The organism is Nocardia brasiliensis NBRC 14402 (genome assembly GCF_000308475.2).
Lineage (GTDB): Bacteria > Actinomycetota > Actinomycetes > Mycobacteriales > Mycobacteriaceae > Nocardia > Nocardia brasiliensis.
This window is the reverse complement of sequence record NZ_BAFT02000070.1, coordinates 62,024-76,458: the sequence shown is the minus strand read 5'-3', so window position 1 is coordinate 76,458 and position 14,435 is coordinate 62,024. Positions and strand designations below refer to the sequence as shown.

The window sequence follows — 14,435 nt, the reverse complement described above, 5'->3', positions numbered from 1 at the left end:
CCCCACGGACAGTGGGGATCTCGTCGCGTAACGGGGTCGATGACCGCGAACCGCACGCTCAGGCGACGAACACGTCCAGACCAAGCACGAACGACGTCGCGAGCGACAGCACGAGGAAGACCACGGCTCCCGACATGTTCCGGTCGCCGGTGCGGAGGTGGACGACGATCGCGCCGCCGAAGTAGAGCACCAGTCCGATCACGGCGGCGATCGCGAAGGGCGGGAACCAGATACCCCAGACCAGACCGATCGTCGCGGCGATCTGCAGGCTGCCGAGCACGGTGAGCTGGGAATCGGTGAGGTGGACCGCGTCGGCGAAGCGGCGGATCCACGCGGGGCGGACGAATTTCATCACGCCGGACTGGAGCATCGCCACGGCGAGTAGGACGGACAGGATCAAGGCTGCGATATGCATGGGGGAAACGCTAGAAATCCGATAGGTACCTTTTGGTAACCTTCGGGCCGTGCGTCCTCCTGCCGGAATCATGTTCATGTCCGACTGCCCTGCCCGCACAGCGCTCGAGGTCATCGCGAACAAGTGGTCGGTGGTCACCCTGTACGCGCTCGCGGACGGCCCCAAGCGGCACAGTGAACTCGTCGCCCTGTCCGGCGGCATCTCCCGGAAGGTGCTGACCCAGACTCTGCGCCGACTGCAGAGCAACGGCCTCATCGATCGGCACCGCTACGCCGAAGCACCCCCGCGGGTGGAATACAGCCTGACCCCGCTCGGCCGGACATTGCAGGAGCCGATAGCGATGCTGACGGAGTGGGCACAGGTGCACGGCGAAGCGCTCGTCGACTTCCAAGAATCGGCAGGCACAACCTGACCGGACCGCGGTGGAAAAATCTTGGGACGCGACCGATTAATTCGTTTCGGGGTCTCCGTCTTCTCAGGTGAACGCGCTACCCGGACAGCGCGACCAACCCAGAAGGAAAGACCATGACCGCCATCTCCGCCACCGCCGCCGCCACCACCGCCCGTCCCGGCAAGGTCCGCAATCGCGTCCTGTGGGGCCTGCAGATCGTGCTGGGCCTGTTCTTCATCCTGGCCTCGGGCCTGCCGAAGCTGCTGAACATGGTTCCCGAGGAGAACACGGTGGCCATGCGGGAAGCCGGTCTCGGTTCGCCGTGGCTCATGTACTTCATCGGCGTCTGCGAGATCGCGGGCGGTATCGGCCTGCTCGTGCGGTACCTGAGCGGGCTGGCCGCGGCCGGTCTGTCCGTGCTCACCCTGCTGGCCGCCGCCACCAACGTCTTCCTGACGGATATGCCCACGTACGCGCCCTTCCCGCTGGTGCTGTCGGCGATCTTCGCCTGGATCGCCTACGAGCGCCGCGACACCATCACCGGGCTGCGCTCGCTGCTCACCCGATGACCTCGCACTGAGACCGAGAACGATCGGCAGGCTCGAGCCTGCCGATCGTTTCCGGCGTTGCCGGCAAGGGTGTTCCAGGGGTTGGTCCCCCTTGCCGGCTCGGCCCTACTTCAGGTGCCGCGCGAAAAACCTGCTCCCCGAGTCGCCTTCGAAGTGCGGGACACCGGTGTGTCCGCCCATGTTGGCGTGCAGCGTCTTCTCCTTGGTGCCGAAGGCGTCGAACAGATCCAGCGCCAACTGCCGATCGTTGCCTTCGTCGTCCCATTGCAGCAGCACCAGCAGCGGGATGGTGACCTGCCCGGCTTCCTCGAACATGCTGCGCGGCACGAAACTTCCGGCGAACAGCAGGGCGGCCGCGATCCGCGGGTCGACCCGCGCCAACCGGATGCCGATGCCGATCGGCCCGCCCGAGTACCCGACCGGCCCACCGATCTCGGGCAGCGCGAGAACGGCGTCCATGGTGGTCTGCCATTCCGGGACGGCTTGTTCCACCAGCGGGAGGATCAGCCGGGCGACGATCTCGTCGTCGACCGGACCGCCGGCCGCGATGGCTCGGCGCAGGTCGAGGCGGGCCTGCTCGGCGGCGGCCGAACGGGGCCGGTCACCACCGCCCGGCAGTTCGATGGTGACCGAGGCATAGCCGTCCGCTGCTGCATGCCGGGCTCGGCCCACCAGCCGGGGGTACATGCCGGGCAGCCCGCCTGGGTGCCCGACCAGGATCAGCGGCGCGGGCGCGGCGGTGGCGGGCGTCCACAGGATGCCGGGGATCTCGCCGAGGGTGAAGGCGCGTTCGAGGACGCCGTCGTCGAAGCGCTGTTCGGAAGTGAAATGCATGGTCGTGCCTTTCGGGAGTGCGTTCAGCGGCGCTCCCGGACGACCTATCGCCCGACCGTGACCCCTGAGGGGAGCACCCATGTAGATACTGCGTTCACGGGTACCACCTCCTCGGACTTGCACGGTCACCGGAAACGTAGCAGTGGTCGCGTGGACGGCCAACCGGTTTTTCCGGTGGTGGGAGAACCTACCCGTAGGCGCGCCGCAAGTTCTGCGTCAGCCCGGTGCAAGAGCGCTCGAAAACCATTGAGGCATGGATGAATTCGATGTCGTGATCGTGGGAGCGGGCCCGGTCGGCCTGCTGCTCGCGTGCGAGCTGGGTCTGGCGCACTGTTCGGTGCTGGTGCTCGAGCGGGAACCGGACCCGGGCTCGCCGTGGCGGGACGAACCGCTGGGCCGCCGGGGGCTTTCCGCCGCCTCGGTCGAGGCGTTCTATCGCCGCGGGCTGCTGCCCGCGCTGCGGAAAGCTTCCGGCGCGGCCGACAACCTGCGCGCCGGCTTCGACGAGGAACTGCCGCCGCGCCATATCGGCCATTTCGCGGGCCTGGTCCTCGATCCGGCCCGGGTCGAGTTCGCGGACCTGCCGTACTACCTGCCCAGCCCGGCGCTGCAGTCGATGATGGTGACCCTCACCGCACTCGAGTCGGTGCTGACCGAGCGGGCCGTCGCGCTCGGAGTGCAGATCCAGCGCGGCACAGCGGGTTCCGCCATCGCCCAGGACGACGAGCGGGTACTCGTGCACGCCGGGGAGAGTGCCTACGCGGCGCACTGGGCGGTCGGCTGCGACGGTGGGCGCAGCGTGGTGCGCAAGCTGGCGGGCTTCGAATTCGTCGGCACCGAGCCACAATTCACCGGCTACGTCGCGCTCGCCGACCTCGCCGATCCGGCGCGGCTGGACGAGGGGATCATCAACCGCACCGAGACGGGCGTGTATCTCCGGCTGGCCGCGAACGGGCATATCGGCGTGATGGATTTCGACGGCGGCGCATTCGACCGCACGCAGCCGCTGACCCGCGACCATCTGCAAGAAGTGCTGCGCCGGGTCTCCGGCACCGGCGTCACGCTGGACGCGGTCCACTTCGCCTCCAGTTTCACCGATCGGGCGATGCAGACGACCACCTACCGGCAGGGGCGGGTGCTGCTCGCGGGCGATGCCGCGCACATCCACTCCCCGCTCGGCGGACAGGGCCTCAACCTCGGCATCGGTGACGCGATGAATCTGGGCTGGAAGCTCGCGGCGACCGTGCACGGCACCGCGCCGACCGGACTGCTCGATACCTATACCGCCGAACGGCATCCGATCGGGGCCGCGGTGCTCGACTGGTCCCGCGCTCAGGTGGCGATCCTGCGACCCGATCCGATCGCCGGCGCGCTGCGCGGGGTGATCCAGGATCTGCTCGCGACCGCCGACGGCACGACCTACGGTTTCGAACGCAGTTCGGGTGCCTCGATTCGCTACGACCTAGGCGGCACCCACCCGATGATCGGCCGCAGCGCACCGGATTTCAGGTTCGACGACGACACTCGTTTGGGCGACCTGACCCATGACGGGCGCGGTGTCCTGCTCGACTTCGGTGCCGATCCGAGCCTGCGCACGGCAGTTACCGCCTGGGCGAACCGGATTCGCTACGTCGCCGCCACGCCCCGCGAAGACCTCGGCGTCGGCGCAGTACTGATCCGCCCCGACGGTTTCGTGGCATGGGCGGGCGAACGCGACGCCGCGGCCTTCGAGTCCGCCGCCGCGCACTGGTTCCGCGCCGCCTGACTCACCGCCGTCGCCGCTCGCAGCGACGCTCTCGTTATCGCCTCACGTCAGCGGCTACTTCTTGATCTTTTCCAGGGGATACGCGGCCGTAGAGCAGACGACAATGGCGTAGACCGCCAAGAGAACCAGGACCGGCAGGGGGATTCGGCGCTCGGGATCCATCGCTACGTAGGCGGTGTAAGCAATGGGCGGAAGGCAGAGTGCCGCGGATAGAGTCGCCCAGAAGGCCACCAGGTTGTTCGCCTTCTTGCGACGCTGAGGGTCTGTGAGTGTGGTGTCCGGGATGCCCTCGCCGTAGCCCTCGCTAGGACTGGTTGCGACGCCTCGGTATCCCTTCGAGGCGGAATAGGTGCAGCTGACGAAGATCAGCCCGAATATCAAGCCGACGATGAATGCTTGCATAACCCCTCACTCACATCCGTTATCAGCTGGATGGGTCATCCTTCCACGCCGAACCCCCGCCGGTACCGAAGATGCAGCCAATGACCGCGTCATCGTCGCCGGACTTCGCAAGCGAGGCATCGGATTTCCGGTCCTTCAATGAAGCGCTCGACCCACTGCAGGGGGCGGGCGGTCTTTCCGTCTTGGCCGCGCTCGCCGAATTCATCCGCGAACTCATGGTCTACGGCACCTACGAGGGCCTGGCCGCCGCCCGGACCCACGGGCGGCGCGGAGCATCCGGCCCCGGATCAGACCGTGTCGCGCGGCGGGTTTGCGAGCGTGCGCAGATAGGTTGCGGCAGAATCTTTTTGGCCATATTCGGCGAATTCGAGCGGGGTGGCCTCGTGGTCGAGGTCTTCGATCGTGGGGTCCGCGCCGAGGGCGACGAGGGTTTCGGCCATGGGCACGTCGTCGTTCCATGCCGCCTCGTGCAGCGGGGTGCTGCGCCGCCGATGGTTGACGTCGAAGCCGAGGTCGACGAGCAGCCGGACCGCCGCGCGATGGCCGTGCTCGGCAGCCCGATTGATCAGATCGGGGGTGTCGGCGAGGGCCCGCGCCAGCAGTTCCGGCGCCGCCGTCGCGGCGGCACGGTCGCCCCGCAGGCAGGCGGCGACGAATTGGTCCTGCGGCTCGAGCACGCCGGAAGCGCCTGCAACCCTGAGGATTTCAGCCACTTCGCGGTGGCCGTTCAGCATGGCCAGTTCGTAGGGCGTCCGGCCGCCGAACGCCGGATGCGCACCGCGGCCGTCGATTTCGGCGCCGTGGTCGAGCAGCAATCGGGTGCGCCGGGGCCCGCCGCGCAACGCGGCGGTCGCCAGTTCCTCGCGCAGCAGTTGTGCGGGCGTGGCGAGGGTCGGCCCGAGTCGCGCCTTCCAGGGACCACCGTCGCCCGCGCCGAGGCCGAATTCCAGGAGCAGCTCCAGGTGCGTGGTGTCGTCGGACCAGGACCCACCGAGTCCCAGGTTGTACAGCGCCTGACTGTCGTTGGCGTTCGCACCCGCCTCGAGCAGCAGCCGGGCCAGCGCCAGCCCCTGCGGATGCCTCGGCTGATCCTCCTCCCCGCCGCCCAAGGCTCCGGTCACAGTGGTGAAAGGAGAGGGCAGCCCGTCCCAGAGAAAGCCCGCGTTCGGATCGGCACCGTGTTCGAGCAGCAGCCGCGCCGCATCGACGGCGCGCCCTGGCACGGCGAGGCGGGCATAGCAGAGGTAGAGCAACGGCGGCCAGTCGAACGGACCGCCGTCCGCGCGGGCGAGCGCGGGTTGTGCGGCGAGCAGCGCGCGCAGCGCATCGAAAGAACCGGTGGCGGCCATGGTGTAGACGTTCGCCTCGGCCGTTTGTTCGCGCAGTGCGTCCGCTGCCGGGATCCGGCCGGGATAGTCGTCACCGTAGGTGAGGCAGGCCAGCCGGAGAAATTCTGCGGGCAGGTCGGCACCGGTCTCGACCTGGTGCGGCGAACGGCTGTAGCGCGCGACGACGTCGATGTGCTGCTTCAGTCTCGGCCAGCTCGCGAAGCCGTAGCGCCGCGCCGTGACCAGCTGGGCCCCGGCCAGTTGCACCGGCGCGGCCGGGTCCGGGTGGAACTCGGCGAACAGCGCGAGCGCCGCGGGATCGCCCGCCGCGGCGGCCTTGCGCAGCGCTTTCGCCTGCTTGCGCAGATGTTCGAGGTCGGGGTTGTCGCACAAACGTTGGACGGGCACGATGGCCTCCTTTCCGTCAGCGCCTGGTGTCCGCGGCTCAGGCCGGAAAAGAGGAGATGCGTCGAGCGTCGCAACATCAGGTGGGCTACGCCCTTCCCGCGGACCGGTCGCACCCTGACGGTGCCCGACCAGCTTAACCGGAGCACGCGAGCCTGATCAGTACGACTGCAACTCGATCAAGGTGCCCTCCGGATCACGCACGTGCGCGGTGCGCAGGTTCGGTCCCCAGTGCGGCCGCTCGGTGACCCCGGTGACGACCGTCGCCCCGTGCCGGACGCACAGGTCGAAGCCCGCGGCCACCTCCGGGACGCGGCACACGAACATGACCGTGTCCTGCGCCGGCTGGACGGGTCGCGCGGCGGTCCCCACGACCTCGGCCATGGCCGCGCGGTCGAACAGCACCAGCACACCTTGGCCGTCCACGTCCCAGTTGGCATAGGGGCCCGCCGCGGTGCCCTTGATCAGCTCGGCGCCGAGCAGTTCGGGCAGCACGGCGGAATAGAAGTCGAAACATTCCGCGAAGCGGCCGACCAGCAGCCTCGGATGCAGCGCGTCCACGACGTCTCCTTTTGTAGGCGTGAACCTATTATTGGTAAGCACCTACAATAGATCGATGGACACCGGACGCGCAGCGCCGCCCAGCCTGCTCGAGCTCGACATCTACCTGCTGTCGCGAGTCGGCAAGACCGCCCGTGGCCGGTTCGCCGACCGGCTGGCCGAACGCGGACTTCGCCTGTGGCACATGGCGATCCTGGCCGCGCTCGCCGATTTCGGCCCGCACGCGCAACGCGATCTGGCCGAGCGACTGGCGATCCATCCGAGCGATATCGCGAAGATCGTCGACGAACTCGCGGCCGCGGGTCACGTCGAACGCACCCGCGACGACAACGATCGACGCCGGGTGACCGTCCGCATCACCCGCGCGGGCCGAGCCGCCCGCACCGCGCTGATCAAACAGGCCACCGCCGTAGGTGACGACCTGCTGGCACCGCTCACCCCTCGGGAACGCGCCCAACTGACCACGCTGCTCCGCAAGGTCGTCGACCACACCCAGGTCTGATCCACCGGGCAGGAGCACGGCCGCAGCGGCAGTGCCGGCCGCGCCGCAGCCGAGCCCAAAAGACGCCGAGTAACCACGCAGCGATGCGCGAACGCGGTTCAGGACAGCGGGAGCGACTGTTCGATCAGCAGGCGCGCGGCGCGGTCCGCGCGCTCGCTGTCGCCGGTGACGAGACGGTCTTGCAGAATGCCGCGCAGTCCCGAAATGAGCAGCGTGGCAACCAATTCCGGATCGTCGACCGTCCCGAGACCGCGCAGCCCGTCGGCCAGTGCGGCGATGAAGGTCGCGATCGCCGCCTTCGCGTATTCCGCGTAGGGACTCTCGGCCGCGCAGGCCGCGCCGAGCACCTGCAACATCACCCGGACACTGATCCGCCCGTCCCCCGCGGCGTTCGCCTGCCAGAAATCCCAGAGCCGGGCGCGGAGCGCGGCCGCGTCGGCGACCTCGGCGAACAGCGTGACGAGGTCGGGCCGCTGTGTCGCCAGTGCCTGCACCAGCAGCTCTTCCTTGGTGGCGAAGTAATAGATCAGCATCCGCGAGCTGGTGCCGAGTTCGGCGGCGAGCGGCCGCAGGGACAGGTCGACGAGACCGTGATCGGCGATGTAGCGCACCACGGCGGCGAGCAGTTCGGCGCGTTTGACGTGATCCAGGGGCCGGGCCATGGGTTGACTGTAGCGATTGCTACAGGTATTCATGACATCGTGACTGTAACGATCGCTTCAGAAACTCGGGACTCCGTCGTCGTCACCGGCTACGCGGCCACCACCTCGCTGGCCGGCGACATGGACACGACCTGGTCCGAGTTGCTGCTCGGGCACAGCGGGATCGGCGAGCTGACCGACGATTTCGTGCGCGACTACGACCTGCCGGTGCGCATCGGCGGCAAGTTGACGACGCCGCCCGGCGCCCACCTGACCAGGGTCGAACAGCGGCGACTGTCCTACGTCGAACAGCTGGCCCTGGTGCTGGGCCGCGAAGTGTGGCGCAGTGCGGGCGCGCCCGAGGTGGACGGCGAGCGGCTGGCGGTCGCGATCGGCACCGGACTCGGCGGCGCGGACGCGCTCATCGGCGCGGTCGACGCGATGCGCGGCGGCGGCTACCGGAAGGTGCCGCCGCTCTCGGTGCCGATGGTGATGCCGAACGGCCCGGCCGCCACGGTCGGCCTCGAAATCGGCGCCAAGGCAGGCGTTTTCGCGCCTGTCTCGGCCTGCTCGTCCGGTTCGGAAGCGATCGCGAACGCGTGGCGCCTGATCCGGACCGGCGAGGCCGACGTGGTGGTGGCGGGCGGGGTGGAAGGGCATATCCACGAGGTGCCGATCGCCAGCTTCGCCATCATGCGCGCGATGAGCACCCGCAACGACGAACCGCAACGGGCGTCCAGGCCGTTCGACCGGGACCGGGACGGGTTCGTCTTCGGCGAGGCGGGCGCGCTGCTGGTACTCGAATCGGAGCGGCACGCGCGGGCGCGCGGCGCCGAGATCCACGGGCGCGTGCTGGGTGCGGGCATCACCTCGGACTCCTTCCACATCGTCGCTTCCGAACCCGAGGGAGTCGGCGCGGCCCGCGCGATGCGCAAGGCGATCCAGACGGCGGGACTGCAGGCTTCGGATATCCAGCACGTCAACGCCCACGCGACCTCGACCTCGATCGGCGACGCCTCCGAGGCCAACGCGATCGCCGCGGTCGCCCCCGAGGCCTCGGTCTATGCGCCCAAATCCGCGCTCGGCCACTCGATCGGCGCGGTCGGCGCGCTGGAATCGCTGGTCACCATGTTGACGCTGCGGGATCAGATCGTCCCGCCCACCTTGAATCTCGACCACCAGGACCCGGCGATCGAGTTGGATATCGTGGCGGGCGCGCCGCGCGCCCAGCGGATCGAGTACGCGCTGAACAATTCGTTCGGGTTCGGCGGGCACAACGTCGCGCTGGCCTTCGGCCGGGTTTAGCCGGCCGCGCGGCGGAGCCCGGAATCCCGGGTGCGCAGCGGCCGTTGTACAACGGTTGACGACGTACCACCAGCAATGCCGCCGAACCGAAGGACGGACAACGACGTGAGCGACGCCTTCTACGTGCCCGATCCGGCTGATCCGCAGCGGTTCGTCTCGACCGAACTGACCCGCGGGCCCTGGTCACCGGACGCGCAGCACGCCGGCCCGCCGTCCGCGCTGCTCGGCCACGCGATCGAGCGGTGCGAGCCGCGCGAAGGCTTCCAGGTCGGCCGGGTGTCGGTGGAGATTCTCGGCCCGGTACCGCTCGCGCCGCTGACCGTCCGGACTCGCGTGGCGCGACCGGGCCGTAGCGTCGAGTTGATCGAAGCGACGTTGTCGACCGACCGCGGCCCGGTGATGCAGGCCAACGCCTGGCGATTCAAACGCGCCGACCCGGAGCTCGAACTGCCCGAACGGATCCTGCCGCAGGGTCTGCGTCCCGGACCGGCGCACGCCACACCGGAGCCGTTCCCATCCGATCAGCCGGTCGGGTTCCACACCGGTATCGAATACCGTTTCATCACAGGGTCTTTCGTAGACCCTGGCCCGGCTATCTGCTGGATCCGGCTGAAGTACCCGATCGTCGCGGGCACCGACCCGAGCCCGTTGGAACGCGCGCTGGCCGCCGCCGATTCGGGCAACGGCGTCAGCTCCGTACTGGACTGGTCGGCGTATCTGTTCATCAACACCGACCTGACCGTCACGCTGCATCGCCAGCCCGCGGGGGAATGGGTGTGCCTCGATGCGGCCACCTACCCGCAGCCGCACGGCATCGGGCTCGCCGAATCCGCACTGTACGACGAAAAAGGCCCGCTCGGACGCAGCACCCAAACGCTGTTGCTGGCCCCGCGCGGTTAGGGTTCAGGCGCGGCTGGAGATCTGCTGCACGGCCCAGCCGTTGCCGTCGGGATCGGTGAAGAACACGAAGCCGACATTGTCGAGCGGGTCGGGCATCGGCCGCGGGTTCTCGCCGAGCACCTGGACCTCGCCGACCGGCACGCCGCGAGCGGTCAACTCGGCGTGGGCTTTCCGGATATCGGGAACCACCAGCTGCAAGCCCTGCAGTGAGCCGGGAGTCATCGTCGTGAAGGAGCCCGAGCCGATCACGATGGAGCAGCCCGAGCCCGGCGGCGTGAGCTGCACCATGCGCATCTCGTCGCCGAACACCGTGTCGTGGTCCACGACGAATCCGAGTTTCTGCTCGTAGAATTCCTTGGCTCGGTCGACGTCCGATACGGGGACGATCACGACCTCGAGCGTCCAGTTCATGGCGGGTCCTTTCGCGGCCTGGTGCGGTATTCCTACCAGTGCAGACCGAGTCGGGCGGCGGAACTCACCGGTCTCGCGCAGCGGTTCACCGCCGTTCCCAGCGCCAGGCGAATTCACCCGGGGCCGGTGGCGGGCCCGGCAGGTCGCCCTCGACGGTCAGACCCGCGATCAGCATGGCGAGCACCCGGCGGCGCAACTGCGCGGTACGGGCCGGATCGGGCATCGCGATGGCGGCGCACGATTCGAGGACGAGGCCCAGATCCTCGGCGGTGACATTCGGACGCAGCTTTCCGGTGCCGTGTGCGCGGCGTACGAGCTCGGCGTTCACCTCACCCGCGTGCACCACGTCGGGCAGCATCGATTCGTCCGGGGTGAAGGTGCCCGCGAGATGCACGGTCAGCGAGTGCACGTCGGCGTCGACGACCCGCTCCAGGAAGCCGACCAGCGCCTGCCAGCCGTCCGGATCTTCCAGCGCCGCATCGGCTTCCACGTTGTACCGGCGCAGGCCTTCGTGGCACAGCGTGCGCAACAGCACCTCCTTGCTCGGATAGCGGCGATACAGCGCGCTGATCCCCACACCCGCCCGTTCGGCGACCGCCGCGATCGGGGCGTTGGCATCGGCCAGGAACACTGCCCGCGCGGCCGCCAGGATGATCCCGTCGTTGCGGGCGGCCTGCGCCTTGCGCCCGGGCAGACCCTTCTGAGCTGGGGCATCGGATGTTTTCGGCATGATTTCAGGATAACACTTGAAACGGAATGATCCGTTCTGTTACGGTTCAAACAGAACAGAGCATTCCGTTTCACTAGGAGATCAGATGACCGCCATCACCCCTTTCCGCATCAACATCGACCAGGCCGAGCTGGACGACCTGCAGGCTCGGCTGGCGCGCACCCGGTGGGCCGACCAGATCCCCGGCTCGGGCGAGACCTACGGGGTGAGCGTCGAGCGGGTCCGCCACCTGGTGAACTACTGGCGCGACGGGTTCGACTGGCGCGCGGTCGAGGCGAAGCTGAACGCCTACCCGCAGTTCACCACCGAGATCGATGGACAGAACATCCACTTCCTGCACGTGCAGTCGCCGCGGGACAACGCTTTTCCGCTGATCCTCAGCCATGGCTGGCCGGGCACGTTCGTCGAATTCCTCGGCGTCATCGAGCCGCTCACCGCCGCGGGCTTCGATCTGGTGATTCCCTCGGTGCCGGGCTACGGGTTCTCCGGACCGACCACCGAGGCCGGTTGGCACGACACCCGGATCGCCAAGGCTTGGGCCGAGCTGATGCGGCGTCTCGGGTATGAGAAGTACGGCGCGGTCGGCAACGACGGCGGCGCCCAGATCTCCCCCGAACTCGCCCGCGTCGACCCGGAACATGTTGTCGCCGTGCAGGTTTCCCAGGTCTACTCGTTCCCGTCCGGCGACCCGGCCGAGTTGGCCGATCTCACCGAGGACGAGGCGCAGTCGCTGGCCACGCTGGACTGGTTCGCCAAGAACAAGATGGGGTTCAACATCCTGCAGTCCCAGCAGCCGCAGACGCTGGCGCACGCGCTGATGGATTCGCCGACCGGGCTGGTCGGCTGGAACAGCCAGCTGCTCGGCCCGGATCTGGACGACGAGTTCGTGCTCACCAATATCGCGATCCATTGGCTCACCGGCACAGCGGGTTCCGCGATCCGGCACTACTTCGAGAAGGCGCGGGCCGAGCACGCCACCGAGCCGATCACGGTGCCGCTGTCGCTGTCGGGTTCGAAGGGCGATTTCCACGGCATCCGGCGCTTCGCCGAGCGCGATCACAGCAATATCGTGTCCTGGAAGACCCACGACGTGTACACGCACTACCTGCACCACGTCGCCCCCGAGCTGATGTCGGGCGAGATCGCCGAGTTCTTCGCGCAGTATCGCTGAGCGCGCCGACGCCGCTGAGACTGTCTCTTATGTCATCGAGATTCCCAGCCATGGTTCGTCTCGCTGTGCGCTGTTGTACTTGATCCAGCAACAGCACAACAGCTTTCGACAGGAAGAGAAAAACCATGAAAATCGCAGTCTTCGGCGCCACCAGCACCGTCGGTCGGCTGGTCGTCGAGCAGGCACTCGCCGAGGGACATCAGGTCACCGCGTTCACCCGGAGCGCGGCCGGCCTCACGCAGCGGCACGAGCGGCTCGATATCGTGGAAGGTGATGTGCTGGAATCGAATTCGGTGCAGCGCGCGGTGGCCGGCCAGGACGCGGTGCTGGTCTCGCTCGGCGCGGGTCGCAAAGGTGTGATCCGTGCCGAGGGCACCCGCGCGGTGATCGAGGCGATGAATCGGACCGGGGTGAAGCGGCTGATCGTGCAGACCACGCTCGGCGTCGGTGACAGCAAAGCCAACCTGAACTTCCTCTGGAAGTACGTCATGTTCGGGTTGTTGCTGCGCCAGGCCTTCGCCGATCACGTGCAGCAGGAGGCCTACGTGCGAGCCAGCGACCTGGACTGGACCATCGTGCGGCCGAGCGCCTTCACCGACGGCCCGCGCACCGGGGGTTTCCGGCGCGGCTTCCCGGCCGGCGAACGCGGTCTCACGCTGAAGATCGCCCGGGCCGATATCGCCGGTTTCATGCTCGAGCAGCTCACCGACACCACCTATCTGCGCCAGGCCCCCGGGATCTCCAACTGAGGCCCGGCCACCATGCCGCGGCCCCGCTGCCGCAGCCGGCCCCGCGACCCACGCCCCGCACCGGGCGTGGGTCGCCGTCGTTCACAGGTGCTCGTGCACTGCGCCCCAGGCCGGGAACGGATCGGGATAGCTCGCCCAAACCGCCGGTCCCGCAGCGAATTCCGCATCATCGAGCAGCGCATCGTCCAATAGCGCACGCACCCGTTCGCGATCCAGGTCCAGGCCGATGAAGACGATCTCCTGTCCCGCGGGCACTTCCAGCGACGACCACCACGCCGCGGGCTCGAAAACCAGATTGGGCCCGGCCTGGGACCAGATGGCGGCCAGCGTCGGGCGACTGGCGATCCAGCAGAAACCCTTGCTGCGCAACAATCCCCGTAATGTGCCGAGCACCTCGGACAGCCGCTGCGGATGAAACGGGCGGTCGGCGGTATAGGTCAGGCTGCGGATGCCGTACTCCTCGGTTTCGGGTGTGTGCCCGCCCGCGAGTTCCTCCGCCCAGCCGTCGGACTCGGCCGCGACCACCGGGTTGTAGCGGCCGGTCCCGAGCACCTCGTCCAGTGCGACCACGCCGTTGCGCGTCCGCAGCACGTGCGCACGCGGATTGAGTTTGCGCACAGTCGCTTCCACCCGCCCGACCGTGGCGTCGCCGACCAGGTCGGTCTTGTTCACCAGCAGCACGTCGGCGAATTCCACCTGATCGACCAGCAGGTCGGCGATGGTGCGCGCATCGCCCTCGCCCGCTTGCAGATTCCGGTCGGCCAGCGCCTGCCCGCGCGCCACCTCGGGCAGGAAGGTGGACGCGTCGACCACGGTCACCATGGTGTCCAGCCGCGCGATATCGCCGAGCTTGAAGCCGTCCTCGAATTCCCAGTCGAAGGTCGCGGCCACCGGCATCGGTTCGGAGATGCCCGTGGATTCGATGACGAGCTGATCGAACCGGCCCTCACGGGCGAGCCGGCCGACCGCCTCGATGAGGTCCGCACGCAGGGTGCAGCAGATGCACCCGTTCGTCAGCTCGACCAGTTTCTCCTCGGTGCGGGCCCACCCGTCGCCCGAACCCCAACCCTCATCGATCGGCTCCGCCGCGCGGCGCATATGCCCCTGCCCGGCGACGAGCGCCGCATCGATGTTGACCTCGCTCATGTCGTTGACGATGACCGCCACCCGGCGGCCTTCCCGGTTGGCGAGGATGTGGTTGAGCAGCGTGGTCTTGCCCGCACCGAGGAAGCCGGACAACACGGTGACGGGAAGCAGGTCGGGCTGCGGGGAGGTGGTCATCGCTTAATGATAATGGTTTTCATTTGCTATACCCGTGCGGGGTGGACGGTTGGTCACCACGACCCGCCCCGGCGG

At 68.3% G+C, this 14,435-nt stretch carries 17 protein-coding genes; 8 read left to right on the top strand and 9 right to left on the bottom strand.

The features are described 5' to 3' along the window. Window positions 1–58: 58 nt before the first annotated feature. Window positions 59–415 (bottom strand): DoxX family protein, encoded by a 357-nt coding sequence (locus tag TY25_RS41900; protein WP_052383189.1) that lies wholly within the window; start codon window positions 413–415, stop codon window positions 59–61. A 49-nt stretch (window positions 416–464) separates the two neighbouring features. On the opposite strand from TY25_RS41900, the gene TY25_RS25975 reads away from it, so the two are divergent. Together TY25_RS25975 and TY25_RS25970 are read left to right on the top strand one after the other, a co-directional pair. Beyond that, a complete protein-coding gene (locus TY25_RS25975; protein WP_226887141.1) occupies window positions 465–827 on the top strand; it encodes a winged helix-turn-helix transcriptional regulator in 363 nt (120 codons plus the stop codon). A 113-nt stretch (window positions 828–940) separates the two neighbouring features. Continuing rightward, window positions 941–1,375: a DoxX family protein gene (locus TY25_RS25970; protein ID WP_042260167.1), complete on the top strand. Its 435-nt coding sequence runs from the start codon at window positions 941–943 to the stop codon at window positions 1,373–1,375. A gap of 105 nt (window positions 1,376–1,480) precedes the next feature. Here the strand turns inward: TY25_RS25970 and TY25_RS25965 are convergent, their stop codons facing one another. Next, a complete protein-coding gene (locus TY25_RS25965; RefSeq protein WP_042260165.1) occupies window positions 1,481–2,209 on the bottom strand; it encodes a dienelactone hydrolase family protein in 729 nt (242 codons plus the stop codon). A 253-nt stretch (window positions 2,210–2,462) separates the two neighbouring features. Here TY25_RS25965 and TY25_RS25960 point away from each other — a divergent pair, with 253 nt between their 5' ends. Then, entirely contained in the window at window positions 2,463–3,974 is a 1,512-nt protein-coding gene (locus TY25_RS25960; protein ID WP_042260164.1) for an FAD-dependent monooxygenase, read from the top strand. A 54-nt stretch (window positions 3,975–4,028) separates the two neighbouring features. Here TY25_RS25960 and TY25_RS25955 read toward each other — a convergent pair whose 3' ends face one another. The 3 genes from TY25_RS25955 to TY25_RS25945 form a co-directional block, all read right to left on the bottom strand. Then, entirely contained in the window at window positions 4,029–4,376 is a 348-nt protein-coding gene (locus tag TY25_RS25955) for a hypothetical protein (protein WP_042260162.1), read from the bottom strand. A gap of 287 nt (window positions 4,377–4,663) precedes the next feature. Further along, window positions 4,664–6,112 (bottom strand): ankyrin repeat domain-containing protein, encoded by a 1,449-nt coding sequence (locus TY25_RS25950; RefSeq protein WP_042260160.1) that lies wholly within the window; start codon window positions 6,110–6,112, stop codon window positions 4,664–4,666. Between the two features lie 156 nt (window positions 6,113–6,268). Further along, a complete protein-coding gene (locus TY25_RS25945) occupies window positions 6,269–6,670 on the bottom strand; it encodes a VOC family protein (protein WP_042260158.1) in 402 nt (133 codons plus the stop codon). A gap of 55 nt (window positions 6,671–6,725) precedes the next feature. Between TY25_RS25945 and TY25_RS25940 the strand changes: the two genes are divergently transcribed. After that, window positions 6,726–7,172: a MarR family winged helix-turn-helix transcriptional regulator gene (locus tag TY25_RS25940; protein ID WP_042260157.1), complete on the top strand. Its 447-nt coding sequence runs from the start codon at window positions 6,726–6,728 to the stop codon at window positions 7,170–7,172. A gap of 98 nt (window positions 7,173–7,270) precedes the next feature. On the opposite strand, the gene TY25_RS25935 is transcribed toward TY25_RS25940, so the two are convergent. Next, window positions 7,271–7,834 carry a TetR family transcriptional regulator gene (locus TY25_RS25935; protein WP_042260154.1) on the bottom strand — a complete coding sequence of 188 codons (564 nt, stop codon included), beginning with the start codon at window positions 7,832–7,834 and terminating at the stop codon, window positions 7,271–7,273. Window positions 7,835–7,873: 39 nt separating this feature from the next. On the opposite strand from TY25_RS25935, the gene TY25_RS25930 reads away from it, so the two are divergent. Together TY25_RS25930 and TY25_RS25925 are read left to right on the top strand one after the other, a co-directional pair. Then, complete coding sequence (locus TY25_RS25930) at window positions 7,874–9,118, top strand: KasA/KasB family beta-ketoacyl-ACP synthase (RefSeq protein WP_042260151.1); 1,245 nt, start codon at window positions 7,874–7,876, stop codon at window positions 9,116–9,118. Between the two features lie 105 nt (window positions 9,119–9,223). After that, window positions 9,224–10,018 (top strand): thioesterase family protein, encoded by a 795-nt coding sequence (locus TY25_RS25925; RefSeq protein ID WP_042260149.1) that lies wholly within the window; start codon window positions 9,224–9,226, stop codon window positions 10,016–10,018. 3 nt (window positions 10,019–10,021) lie between these two features. Here the strand turns inward: TY25_RS25925 and TY25_RS25920 are convergent, their stop codons facing one another. Next, window positions 10,022–10,429 carry a VOC family protein gene (locus TY25_RS25920; protein WP_042260147.1) on the bottom strand — a complete coding sequence of 136 codons (408 nt, stop codon included), beginning with the start codon at window positions 10,427–10,429 and terminating at the stop codon, window positions 10,022–10,024. Window positions 10,430–10,514: 85 nt separating this feature from the next. After that, window positions 10,515–11,159 carry a TetR/AcrR family transcriptional regulator gene (locus TY25_RS25915; protein WP_042260145.1) on the bottom strand — a complete coding sequence of 215 codons (645 nt, stop codon included), beginning with the start codon at window positions 11,157–11,159 and terminating at the stop codon, window positions 10,515–10,517. A gap of 85 nt (window positions 11,160–11,244) precedes the next feature. Here TY25_RS25915 and TY25_RS25910 point away from each other — a divergent pair, with 85 nt between their 5' ends. Together TY25_RS25910 and TY25_RS25905 are read left to right on the top strand one after the other, a co-directional pair. Beyond that, on the top strand, window positions 11,245–12,330 hold the full coding sequence (locus TY25_RS25910; protein ID WP_042260142.1) for an epoxide hydrolase family protein: 1,086 nt from the start codon (window positions 11,245–11,247) through the stop codon (window positions 12,328–12,330). A 125-nt stretch (window positions 12,331–12,455) separates the two neighbouring features. Continuing rightward, window positions 12,456–13,079, top strand: a complete 624-nt coding sequence (locus tag TY25_RS25905; RefSeq protein WP_042260140.1) for an NAD(P)-dependent oxidoreductase — start codon at window positions 12,456–12,458, stop codon at window positions 13,077–13,079. 81 nt (window positions 13,080–13,160) lie between these two features. Here the strand turns inward: TY25_RS25905 and TY25_RS25900 are convergent, their stop codons facing one another. Next, complete coding sequence (locus TY25_RS25900; protein WP_042260138.1) at window positions 13,161–14,360, bottom strand: GTP-binding protein; 1,200 nt, start codon at window positions 14,358–14,360, stop codon at window positions 13,161–13,163. Window positions 14,361–14,435 lie beyond the last annotated feature (75 nt).

Bases quoted from the DNA above. Each gene is read 5' to 3' on its own strand.
- TY25_RS41900 (WP_052383189.1), bottom strand. From the start codon at position 415: ATGCATATCGCAGCCTTGATCCTGTCCGTCCTACTCGCCGTGGCGATG.
- TY25_RS25970 (WP_042260167.1), top strand. From the start codon at position 941: ATGACCGCCATCTCCGCCACCGCCGCCGCCACCACCGCCCGTCCCGGC.
- TY25_RS25965 (WP_042260165.1), bottom strand. From the start codon at position 2,209: ATGCATTTCACTTCCGAACAGCGCTTCGACGACGGCGTCCTCGAACGC.
- TY25_RS25960 (WP_042260164.1), top strand. From the start codon at position 2,463: ATGGATGAATTCGATGTCGTGATCGTGGGAGCGGGCCCGGTCGGCCTG.
- TY25_RS25955 (WP_042260162.1), bottom strand. From the start codon at position 4,376: ATGCAAGCATTCATCGTCGGCTTGATATTCGGGCTGATCTTCGTCAGC.
- TY25_RS25940 (WP_042260157.1), top strand. From the start codon at position 6,726: ATGGACACCGGACGCGCAGCGCCGCCCAGCCTGCTCGAGCTCGACATC.
- TY25_RS25935 (WP_042260154.1), bottom strand. From the start codon at position 7,834: ATGGCCCGGCCCCTGGATCACGTCAAACGCGCCGAACTGCTCGCCGCC.
- TY25_RS25920 (WP_042260147.1), bottom strand. From the start codon at position 10,429: ATGAACTGGACGCTCGAGGTCGTGATCGTCCCCGTATCGGACGTCGAC.
- TY25_RS25915 (WP_042260145.1), bottom strand. From the start codon at position 11,159: ATGCCGAAAACATCCGATGCCCCAGCTCAGAAGGGTCTGCCCGGGCGC.
- TY25_RS25910 (WP_042260142.1), top strand. From the start codon at position 11,245: ATGACCGCCATCACCCCTTTCCGCATCAACATCGACCAGGCCGAGCTG.
- TY25_RS25905 (WP_042260140.1), top strand. From the start codon at position 12,456: ATGAAAATCGCAGTCTTCGGCGCCACCAGCACCGTCGGTCGGCTGGTC.
- TY25_RS25900 (WP_042260138.1), bottom strand. From the start codon at position 14,360: ATGACCACCTCCCCGCAGCCCGACCTGCTTCCCGTCACCGTGTTGTCC.